The following is a 9,597-nucleotide window of genomic DNA, read 5'->3' on the forward strand; positions in this document are numbered from 1 at the left end:
GTCAGATCGCCGAGCCGGCCTTCCAGTCGGACCAGCTCATGTTCCAGCCGTTGAGGCCGTTGTCCGGGGCGACCGTCTTGTCGCCGGTGTTCTGGACGACGACCACGTCACCGACGAGGGAGTGGGTGTAGAACCACGCGGCCGGGGTCGACGGGTCGTTGGCGCCCTTCGTGTCGGACAGGCCCACACAGCCGTGGCTGGTGTTGACCGAGCCGAAGATGGACTTCGCGCCCCAGTAGTTGCCGTGGATGAACGTGCCGGAGTTCGACAGGCGCATGGCGTGCGGCACGTCCTTGATGTCGTACTCGCCCTTGCCGTCGTCGTCGGTGAAGCCGACCGTCGCGCCGTTCATCCGGGTCTCCTTGAACTTCTCGGAGATCACCATCTGCCCCTGGTACGTCTTGTGGTCGGGTGCGCCGGCGGAGATCGGGATGGTCTTGACGACCTTGCCGTCCTGCGTGACCTTCATCTGCTTGGTCTTCGCGTCGACGTAGGAGACCTGGTTGCGGCCGATGTGGAAGGAGACCGTCTTCTGCTGCACGCCCATGACACCGGACGCGCCCTCGACGCCGTCCAGGGCGAGCTTCAGGGTGACGGTGGAGCCGCTCTGCCAGTACTGCTCGGGGCGGCAGTCCATGCGGTTGGCGTTGAACCAGTGGCAGGCGACCTCCTGGCCGCTGCTGGAGGTGACCTTGATGCCCTTCTGGACGGCCGCCTTGTTGGTGATCGCCTTGTTGAAGTTGATCGACACCGGCATGCCGACGCCGACCGTGGCGCCGTCCTCCGGGGTGAAGTTGGCTATGAAGCTGTTGGCCGGGGAGACGGTGGTGAACGAGGCGTTCTCGTGCGCGACCCGGCCGTCCTTGTCGGTGGCCTCCGCCGCGAGCTTGTAGGTGGTCGACCGCTGGAGCTGGACGCTCGGCTTCCAGCTGGTCTTGTCCGCGGACAGCTGGCCCTCGACCTGCTTGCCGTCGGCCGACGTCATCGTCACGGAGGTGAGAGTGCCCTTGCTCACCGTGACGGCTGCGGAGTTGTTGATGGAGGCGTTGTCCGAGCCGTCCTTCGGTGTGATCGTGATCTGCGCCTCGGACGACTTCTGGGCTGCCGCCTCGTCGACCTTGGCCGAGGTGTCGTTGCCGCCGCCACCGGCGGACGCCTTCTCGCCGTCGGAACAGCCGGTGAGCACCAGCACCCCGCCGAGCAGTGCGGACGCGGCCATCAGGCCCTTGCGCCGCTTACCCTCCGTCATCACACGCTTCTCCATCGTTGCCGAATCCCGAAAACCCCGAGTGTCCCCGTAAGAACGTTCAACGCTACGACCGGTTCGTCCCGTTCCGCATTCCCCTGAGGTGTGGGACACACCACGTCCGCCGGGCGTGCTGGTGCGGGTACCGGTCCCTGCGCCCCCTGGGACGACGAAACCCCGGACGGCGGTTGCCGCCCGGGGTCATGGCATCCCCCTGCGCGGCCTCAGCCGGTGCGCTCGTCCTCGTCCTCGTCCTCGTCGCCATCATCCTCGTCCAGGTCCCAGTCCGGCGAGTCCGGGTCGTAGTCGATCCGTTCGCTCGACCAGGACGCCTGCTGCAGCTCTACCCCCGGAACCTCGCTGACCAGGCCGAACGGATCGACGAGATAGGCGAGTGCCTCGGCGGTGTCTTCCGTCACAGCCCCCTCGGCCTGCGTGCGCTCGGCCTCCGGCATCTCCGGGTCCTCGGCCAGACGCCGCAGCGCCGCGGCGGTCACCGCCTGCTCGTCGTCGACCTCCAGTACGAGTTCCACGCGAAGCCGCACAAAACGTGATGTCTCTTCAGTGGTCATGCCGGGAGCGTAAGGCTCCCCGCTCCCACAACTTTCCCGCGACCCGCGCCTTTCATTAGCATCGCCCCCAAGCATTGGCCCGCACGGCCAATTCGCCGGCCAATTCGCCAGCGCCACAAGGGGATCGATAGTCCGTGTCATCCGCCCGCCGCTCGTTGCTGACCGCCACCGCCGCGGCGACCCTTCTGGGCGCCCTGTGGTTCGTCCCGTCCGCCAACGCGTCGTCCGAGACTCCGGCGAGAGCGCGGGACACGACGACACGGGCCCAGGCGGCTTGGGCCGGTACGACGGACACGTCCGCCGTGGACGCCTCGGGGGTCTCCGGCGCCGGCACCCAACTCGCCGACACCGGCAGCTTCGACACCACTCCGTACGTCGTCGGCGGCAGCGTCTTCCTCTCCCTGGGCGCCGGCTTCGTCGTGTACTCGGTACGCCGGGAACGCCTCGGCTTCTGAGCCACGGTCGGCGTCGCCGCCTCGCCGCACACGCACAGGGCCCCGCCGCACCGAAGTGCGGCGGGGCCCCGCGCGGTTCGAACGCGCTACTGCAGCGGACCGGTGACGGACTCCACCGCGGCGACCAGCCGCCCGTCGCGCACGAACGCGTCCGCCGCGGCCAGGTCGGGCGCCAGGAACCGGTCCGGGCCCGGCCCCTCGACCCCGGCGGCCCGTACGGCGTCGATGACGGCCTGCGAGGCGGGCGCCGGCGTCAGGCCCTCCCGCAGCTGGATCGCCCGCGTCGCCGCGTACAGCTCGACGGCGATCACGCGGGTGAGGTTGCCGACGGCGGTGCGCAGCTTGCGCGCGGCCGACCACCCCATGGACACGTGGTCCTCCTGCATGGCGGAGGACGGGATGGAGTCGGCGGAGGCCGGCACGGCGAGCCGCTTCATCTCGCTGACCAGGGCGGCCTGCGTGTACTGCGCGATCATCAGCCCGGAGTCCACGCCGGCGTCGTCGGCGAGGAACGGCGGAAGTCCGTGGCTGCGGTTCTTGTCCAGCAGCCGGTCGGTGCGCCGCTCGGCGATGGAGGCGAGGTCGGCGGCGGCGATGGCGAGGAAGTCCAGCACGTAGGCCACCGGGGCGCCGTGGAAGTTGCCGTTGGACTCGACCCGGCCGTCGGGCAGGACGACGGGGTTGTCGACGGCGGCGGCCAGCTCCCGCTCGGCGACCAGGCGCGCGTGCGCGAGGGTGTCCCGGCCGGCCCCCGCGACCTGCGGGGCGCAGCGCACCGAGTAGGCGTCCTGGACGCGGGGCGCGTCGTCCATGTGGTGCCCGGTCAGGCCGGAACCCTTGAGGACGGCGAGCATGTTGGCGGCGCTGGCGCCCTGCCCCGGGTGCGGCCGGATGGCGTGCAGCTCGGGCGCGAGCACCTTCTCGGTGCCGAGCAGGGCCTCCAGCGACAAGGCCGCGGTGACGTCGGCGGACTTGTACAGCCGGTCCAGGTCCGCGAGCGCCATCACCAGCATGCCGAGCATGCCGTCGGTGCCGTTGAGGAGTGCCAGGCCCTCCTTCTCGCGCAGTTCGACGGGCTCGATGCCGTGCGCCGCGAGGAGCTCGCCGGCGGGCTTGACGACACCGTCGGGGCCCTCGGCGTCGCCCTCGCCCATCAGGGTCAGGGCGCAGTGGGACAGCGGGGCGAGGTCGCCGGAGCAGCCGAGGGAGCCGTACTCGTGGACGACGGGGGTGATCCCGGCGTTGAGGATGTCCGCCATGGTCTGCGCGACCTCGGGCCGGACACCGGTGTGGCCCGAGCAGACGGTCTTCAGCCGCAGGAACATCAGGGCGCGGACGACCTCGCGCTCGACGCGCGGGCCCATGCCGGCGGCGTGCGAGCGAACGATGTTGCGCTGGAGCTGGGTGCGCAGTTCGTGGCTGATGTGGCGGGTGGCGAGGGCGCCGAATCCGGTGGAGACGCCGTAGACGGGGTCGGGCTTTGCCGCGAGCGCGTCCACGATCCCGCGGGCCGCGGCGAGGGCGGCCACCGCCTCCTCGGAGAGCTCGATGCGGGCGCCGTCACGGGCCACCGCGAGAACGTCGGACGCGGTCACCCCGGACGTCCCCACCACCACAGTGTGCATACTCATATTCAGGAGCGTACGCATTGAAGACGAAGATGTCACCAGTGGGCCGGGGGTCCACCCCTTACCGGCGGGGCGGCACGCAGTCGGCAGGCACCGGGCGGCCCCCTACAGGCGGCCCCTGAAGGCGCGGCGTTCCGGGGCCGCTTCCGTCGTGGGCTGGTCCGCCAGCCGGATCACGGGGTCGTCCGGACCCTCCTGACCGGCCACCACCGGGCGGGTGGAGCGTTCGGCCTTCGCACGGTACTGGGCGGCGTCCGCCAGACGGAACAGCCGGCGGGCCGAGTGCAGCGGGCCGATCGGCTCCTCGGTGGAGGCGACCCCGCAGGCCACTCCCTCCCCCAGCTCCAGCTCGGCGGCCCTTCGGCACAGCTCGTCGGCGACCTTGACCACGTCCTGCACGGGCGGGCCGACGACCAGCAGGCAGAACTCGTCCCCGCCGAGCCGGGCGGCCAGCGCCCCCGGCAGCATGGCTCCGCACAGCGAGAGCACCGAGCCGAACCGTTCCAGCAGACGGTCGCCCACCGCGTGACCGAGGGTGTCGTTGACGTGCTTGAGCCCGTTCACGTCGCACACCACCAGGCTGACCACCGCACCCTCCCTGCGGTGCCGCTCGATCGCCTCGTCCAGGCGGGCGTCCACGGCACGGCGGTTCGCGAGCCCGGTCAGCGCGTCGCTGAAGGCCAGCCGTCGCGCCTCCTGCAACCGCTCCGTCTGCGCCAGGCCCGCGGCGGCCACGGAGGCCAGCACGGTCGCGAAGTCCGCGTCACCCCGGTCGAAGAGGGGGGAACCGGCCCGGCGCGCGACGTACAGCTCGCCCCAGGCGCGGCCGTTCATGACGATCGGCGCGACCACACAGCACCCGCGGCCCCGGCGGCGCAGGGCGGCGACCCGCTGGTGGCAGTAGCCGGCGTGGCCCGCGGTCGGCCCCTCGGCGGTCTCCACCCACGCGTTGGGCTCGCCGCCCGACGCCCAGCGCTCGTGCAGGAACTCGGTGATCTCCGGGAACTGGTGGACGGGGTACGTCTCGTCCACCGGGAACTCCTCTTCCTCCGGAGCCCGGTCCCCCACGTTCACCAGGACCCGCAGCCGGCCGAGGTCCCGCTCCCACACCGACAGCGCGGCGAAACTCCCGGCCAGCGCGCGGCAGCCGCCGAGCGCCGCGGCGCGCCACGATTCCCGCGGGCTGTGTGCCGCGGCCATCCCCTGGGCCAGGGCCACCACAGCGGCCAGGCGCCTGTCCTCACCCATTGCTCCAGGCTAGGGAGGTTTTGGCTGAATCGGTGCGTTAATGGGGCGAACAGGTGTGTGTGAGTTCTGGTGGGTTCGGGGTGCGGGCGGGTTGCCGGCACCTGGGGGCTGCGCCCCCAGACCCCCGGGGGCTCGTTCTTCGGGTGCGGGCCGCGAGGGCTGGTCGCGCAGTTCCCCGCGCCCCTCCCGGGCGTTGCAGTCACCCTGCTCGCATGCACCCCGTCAGGCTGTCGCTCTCACGCCTGTTCGTATGCGCCCCTGCTTACTCCCCCGGCCACTGAGGCTCGCGCTTTTCGTTGAAGGCTGCCACGCCCTCCGCCCGGTCGCCCGAGAAGGCCACGGAGCGCCAGGCGGCGTCCTCGACCTCCAGGCCGGCCCGCAGGTCCAGGCCGTGACCGAGGCGCAGGGCCCGCTTCGCGGCGCGCAGGCCCACCGGGGAGTTCCCGGCGATGCGCGCGGCCAGCGCCAGCGCCTCCGCGCGGTCCTGCCCGGCGTCGACCAGCTGGTCCACGAGCCCGAGCTCGGCCGCCTCCGGGGCCTCCAGCCGACGCGCCGTGAAGATCAGCTCGGCGGCCCTCGCCGCGCCCACCCGCCGCGGCAGCAGCTGGGTGCCGCCGCCGCCCGGGATGACGCCCACCGACACCTCCGGCAGCCCCACCACGGCCGTGCGGTCGGCCACGATCAGGTCGCAGGACAGCGCCAGCTCGAAGCCGCCTCCGAGCGCGAAACCGTGCACGGCCGCGATCGTCGGCACCGGCAGTTCCAGCACGCCCGCGTAGGCACCGCGCGCCACCGGCCGCTGCCGTACCAGGTCGGCGTCGGAGAAGGAGTTGCGCTCCTTCAGGTCGGCGCCCACGCAGAACGCCCGCTCGTGCGTCGACGTCAGCACCACCACGCGTACGTCCCGGTCGGCGCCCAGGGCCTCGCACGCGGCGGCGATCGAGCGGGCCATCTCGGTGGAGACCGCGTTCATGGCCTTGGGCCGGTCGAGGGCCAGCTCCGCGACATGCCGGGCACCCTCGTCCCCGTGCCGCCGCACCAGCACGAACTCCCCGAACCGCTCCTCGCTCATGACACCCTCCCGGTTAACGCGGGTTAACAGACGACAACGGCCCGATCATCGCAGGCCGGGGCCGTCCGGAAAAGGGCCGGACCCGGGTCGTACGAGCCGCCGGGCACCCGTTCGAGTGACATCCCGCCCAAATCCGGGTCCTCCGTCCGGGGGAGCGCATACCGTGCGTCCGCCACGGCGCATCGGGGGCGCAAGCGCAGAAGGGGGAACGTCGCGATGACAAAGACGCTGACGGAGACAGCGGACCAGCAACCGCACGACACCACCCACGGCCGGCACCGCCGGCCCCGCCACCGGCGGGTGCTGCTCGCCGCCGGCGGTCTCGCCCTGGCCGCCGGTGTGCTCAGTCTCGTACGGCTGGCCCCCGAATCCGGCGTCCCCGGCCTCGGCACTGCGGAGGCAGGTCCCCGCACCGATCACGAGCCCGGCCGCCGAACCGTCACCGAGCGGGCGGCCGACGCCGCCGCCACCGTCTCCGCCGCGCCGCGCCCCGGCCCCTCCGCCACGGACGTGATGGGCGGGAAGAGCACCGGACCGCTCGCGACGGTCCCGGTCACGGCAGATGCCGGGCGCCACCCGTCGGCCGTCGCCACCCCGTCGTACTCCGTCCCGCTCTCGCAGCCGCCGGCCACCGCGTCGACCGGCTCCGGGCGGACGGCCGCGCCTCCCGCCGCCCCGCCCGCGTCCACGGCGGCACCGGCCCCGCCTCCCCGGGCGCCCGCACCGAGCCCGTCGCACTCCACCGCGCCGGCGACTCCGCCACCGGCCGGGCAGCCCGGCGATCCCGGCCAGGGACTGTGTCTGCCGATCATCGCCGTGTGCCTGGGCCCGGGGCTCCTCGGCTGAGCCGCTACGCCCTGCCGTCGTCGCGCCGGCCGAGCAGCCAGGGCGCGACCACGCCGAGTCCACGCACCGGACGCTGGTACATCGGCTGCAGTGCGAAGCGGTACGTCGGCGGCTCCTCGCCCTCCTTCTCGGCGGCCGCCGCCTGCTCGGCCGCCTCCGCCTCCGAGGCGGGCGCCTCCCCGGTGCGGATCAGCTCCTCCGCGAAGGCACTGTCGACGAGGACGGCGTCCGGGGGCGCTATCGAGGTCAGCCGGGACGCCAGGTTGACGGTCGTACCGAAGACATCACCCATGCGAGTGGTCACCGTGCCGAACGCCATGCCGACCCTCAGCTCCGGCATCGTCTCGTCGTTCGCCATCGTCTCGATCAGCCGCTGCCCGATCTCGGCCGCCGTGCCCGCGTCGTCCGCCGCGAACAGCACCTCGTCGCCGAGGGTCTTGATCAGCCGCCCGCCGCGCGCGGCCACCAGGTCGGCGGCCGTCGTCTCGAACGCCTCGACCAGCTCGCCGAGCTCCTCTTCCTCCATACGGCGGGTCAGCCGCGTGAACCCGACCAGGTCCGCGAAGCCCACCGCGAGGCGCCGGTCCACCATCTCCTCGTCGTCCGCCGCCTGGACGACCCGGCCGGTCGCGGCAGCGAGCTGGCGGCGCCAGACGTAGACGAGGAACTCCTCCAGCTCCGGCAGCAGCAGCTCGACCAGGGGATAGGTGACCTCGGTGCGGGTCATGCCGGGCTCGGGCGGCTCGGTCAGGCCCTCCAGGAAGGAGTCGATCTGCCATTCCGCCAATCGGGCGGTGGTCTGGCCCGTCGAACGAGCCACCTGCACCGCCATCGCCTCGCTGAGCAGGCCCGCCTCGACCAGACCGGCGAGCCGGCGCAGGGCGAGGACGTCGGCTTCGGTGAGGGCCTTGGCCTGGCCGATGTCGGCGAAGCCCATGGCACGCCAGAAGCGGGATGCAAGCTCCATGGAGACACCGGCGCTGCGGGCCGCCTGAAACGGGGTGTAGCGCCGCTCGGCGCCGAGGATCAGCTGTTCCAGGCGCAGCGCGAGGGGGTCCTCGCCGGAGTCGGAGGCGTCGGGTCCGGAGCCCGAGTCGTCGACGGTCACGCCTGCTGCCCTTCCGATCTGCCGAGGTCAGGTATCGACCGGCCTCCAACTTTACGGCAGGTGTGCGCCACCTCACTCCGTTGCGGGGGCCGGGGGTGACGCGCGCGGGGTTGTGCTGTCACCCGGGGTGCGTGGCGTCCCTCCAGGAGGCTCCGCCCCCTTGGACCCCCCGGGGGGTCCGTTCGGGGTGGCTCGTCCCGGCGTCCGGGTGCCGGGGTGTGGAGGGCTGGTCGCGCAGTTCTCCGCGCCCCTGGGTCGGCCGTCCTTCCGCCCTCCGGCCGCCACCGCGGCTGCACGCACCAGGTCGACGCCCGGCCGCCGCAGGTCACGCCGGGCGCAAATGCACGATGTCCCCCGCGCCCACCGGCTCCTGCACGCCCTCCTTCGTGGCGAGGACCAGGCGGCCGTCGCCGTCGATCGCCACCGCCTCGCCCACCAGGGACCGGTCCCCCGGCAGCTCCGCGCGGACCGTGCGGCCCAGCGTCGCGCAGCCCGCCGCGTACGTTTCCTGCAGGCCGCACGCAGCCGGGTCGCCGCCCGCCTCGCGCCACCGGCCGTACCACTCCTCCAGCGCCCGCAGCACGCCCCTCAGCAGTGGGTCGCGGTCCGTGCTCACCGCTCCGGCCAGCGCCAGCGACCCGGCCTGCGGTACCGGGAGTTCCGTCGCCTTCAGCGTGACGTTGATGCCGACACCGACGACCACGCCGCCCTCTCCGGCCCGCTCGGCGAGGATGCCGCCGGCCTTGCGTTCCTCGCCGTCGACGGTGACGAGGAGGTCGTTCGGCCACTTCAGGGCCGTGTCGACACCTGCCGCCCGGGACAGGCCGGTGGCCACGGCGACCCCGGTCAGCAGCGGGATCCAGCCCCAGCGGGCCACCGGGACGTCCGTCGGCCGCAGCAGGACCGAGAAGAACAGGCCCGAGCGCGGCGGAGCCGTCCACTGCCGGTCCAGTCGCCCGCGGGCGGCCGTCTGCTCCTCGGCGACGAGGACCGCGCCCTCGGCCGCCTCGCCCGTCTCCGCGCGGGCGACCAGGTCGGAGTTGGTGGAGCCGGTGCGCTGCACCACGTCCAGGTCCGACCACAGGCTTCCCTCGCGCACCAGCGCGCGCCTCAGCGCCGCGGCGCTGAGGGGCGGGCGGTCGAGGTCGGACCAGCGGCTGTCGTCTGATGCATCTCGCGGCGTCATGCAAGCCACCCTAGGTGTGGGAAACGCCGCACTGCCGTCGGCTGGGGGCCGCACTACGCTACGGATGAGTAACCGTCCCCCCTTTTGAGCAGGCAGGGAGCCGCGATCCCGATGTCCGAGCCGGAAGAGATCGACCTTCACACGACCGCGGGCAAGCTCGCGGATCTGCAGCGCCGTATCGAGGAAGCGACGCACGCCGGCTCGCAGCGCGCCGTCGAAAAACAGCACGCCAAGGG

General features: G+C 72.8%; 9 protein-coding genes. 2 read left to right on the forward strand and 7 right to left on the reverse strand.

All coding sequences use genetic code 11. The features are described from left to right. Position 1 precedes the first annotated feature (1 nt). A complete protein-coding gene (locus tag ACZ67Q_RS10020; protein WP_471178872.1) occupies positions 2–1,249 on the reverse strand; it encodes a L,D-transpeptidase in 1,248 nt (415 codons plus the stop codon). A gap of 221 nt (positions 1,250–1,470) precedes the next feature. After that, positions 1,471–1,818, reverse strand: coding sequence for a hypothetical protein (locus ACZ67Q_RS10025; protein ID WP_471178875.1), 348 nt, complete (start codon positions 1,816–1,818; stop codon positions 1,471–1,473). Between the two features lie 134 nt (positions 1,819–1,952). On the opposite strand from ACZ67Q_RS10025, the gene ACZ67Q_RS10030 reads away from it, so the two are divergent. After that, positions 1,953–2,273, forward strand: a complete 321-nt coding sequence (locus ACZ67Q_RS10030) for an LAETG motif-containing sortase-dependent surface protein (protein WP_471178878.1) — start codon at positions 1,953–1,955, stop codon at positions 2,271–2,273. 86 nt (positions 2,274–2,359) lie between these two features. Here ACZ67Q_RS10030 and hutH read toward each other — a convergent pair whose 3' ends face one another. The 3 genes from hutH to ACZ67Q_RS10045 form a co-directional block, all read right to left on the reverse strand. Beyond that, positions 2,360–3,898 carry a histidine ammonia-lyase gene (gene hutH, locus ACZ67Q_RS10035; protein ID WP_471178966.1) on the reverse strand — a complete coding sequence of 513 codons (1,539 nt, stop codon included), beginning with the start codon at positions 3,896–3,898 and terminating at the stop codon, positions 2,360–2,362. 108 nt (positions 3,899–4,006) lie between these two features. Next, positions 4,007–5,149 (reverse strand): GGDEF domain-containing protein, encoded by a 1,143-nt coding sequence (locus ACZ67Q_RS10040; RefSeq protein WP_471178881.1) that lies wholly within the window; start codon positions 5,147–5,149, stop codon positions 4,007–4,009. 262 nt (positions 5,150–5,411) lie between these two features. After that, complete coding sequence (locus ACZ67Q_RS10045; RefSeq protein WP_471178884.1) at positions 5,412–6,221, reverse strand: enoyl-CoA hydratase/isomerase family protein; 810 nt, start codon at positions 6,219–6,221, stop codon at positions 5,412–5,414. A gap of 216 nt (positions 6,222–6,437) precedes the next feature. Between ACZ67Q_RS10045 and ACZ67Q_RS10050 the strand changes: the two genes are divergently transcribed. After that, on the forward strand, positions 6,438–7,067 hold the full coding sequence (locus ACZ67Q_RS10050) for a hypothetical protein (RefSeq protein WP_471178886.1): 630 nt from the start codon (positions 6,438–6,440) through the stop codon (positions 7,065–7,067). Positions 7,068–7,071: 4 nt separating this feature from the next. Here the strand turns inward: ACZ67Q_RS10050 and ACZ67Q_RS10055 are convergent, their stop codons facing one another. Continuing rightward, positions 7,072–8,175 (reverse strand): adenylate/guanylate cyclase domain-containing protein, encoded by a 1,104-nt coding sequence (locus tag ACZ67Q_RS10055; RefSeq protein ID WP_471178889.1) that lies wholly within the window; start codon positions 8,173–8,175, stop codon positions 7,072–7,074. A gap of 325 nt (positions 8,176–8,500) precedes the next feature. Continuing rightward, positions 8,501–9,361, reverse strand: a complete 861-nt coding sequence (locus ACZ67Q_RS10060; RefSeq protein WP_471178892.1) for a biotin--[acetyl-CoA-carboxylase] ligase — start codon at positions 9,359–9,361, stop codon at positions 8,501–8,503. Between the last annotated feature and the right edge of the window lie 236 nt (positions 9,362–9,597).

The sequence above is a fragment of the Streptomyces sp. NPDC036813 genome (assembly GCF_055609245.1).

What these genes read in the sequence shown, in the direction of transcription:
- ACZ67Q_RS10020 (WP_471178872.1), bottom strand. Translation starts at nt 1,249, where the DNA reads ATGACGGAGGGTAAGCGGCGCAAGGGCCTGATGGCCGCGTCCGCACTG.
- ACZ67Q_RS10025 (WP_471178875.1), bottom strand. Translation starts at nt 1,818, where the DNA reads ATGACCACTGAAGAGACATCACGTTTTGTGCGGCTTCGCGTGGAACTC.
- hutH (WP_471178966.1), bottom strand. Translation starts at nt 3,898, where the DNA reads ATGCACACTGTGGTGGTGGGGACGTCCGGGGTGACCGCGTCCGACGTT.
- ACZ67Q_RS10040 (WP_471178881.1), bottom strand. Translation starts at nt 5,149, where the DNA reads ATGGGTGAGGACAGGCGCCTGGCCGCTGTGGTGGCCCTGGCCCAGGGG.
- ACZ67Q_RS10045 (WP_471178884.1), bottom strand. Translation starts at nt 6,221, where the DNA reads ATGAGCGAGGAGCGGTTCGGGGAGTTCGTGCTGGTGCGGCGGCACGGG.
- ACZ67Q_RS10050 (WP_471178886.1), top strand. Translation starts at nt 6,438, where the DNA reads ATGACAAAGACGCTGACGGAGACAGCGGACCAGCAACCGCACGACACC.
- ACZ67Q_RS10060 (WP_471178892.1), bottom strand. Translation starts at nt 9,361, where the DNA reads ATGACGCCGCGAGATGCATCAGACGACAGCCGCTGGTCCGACCTCGAC.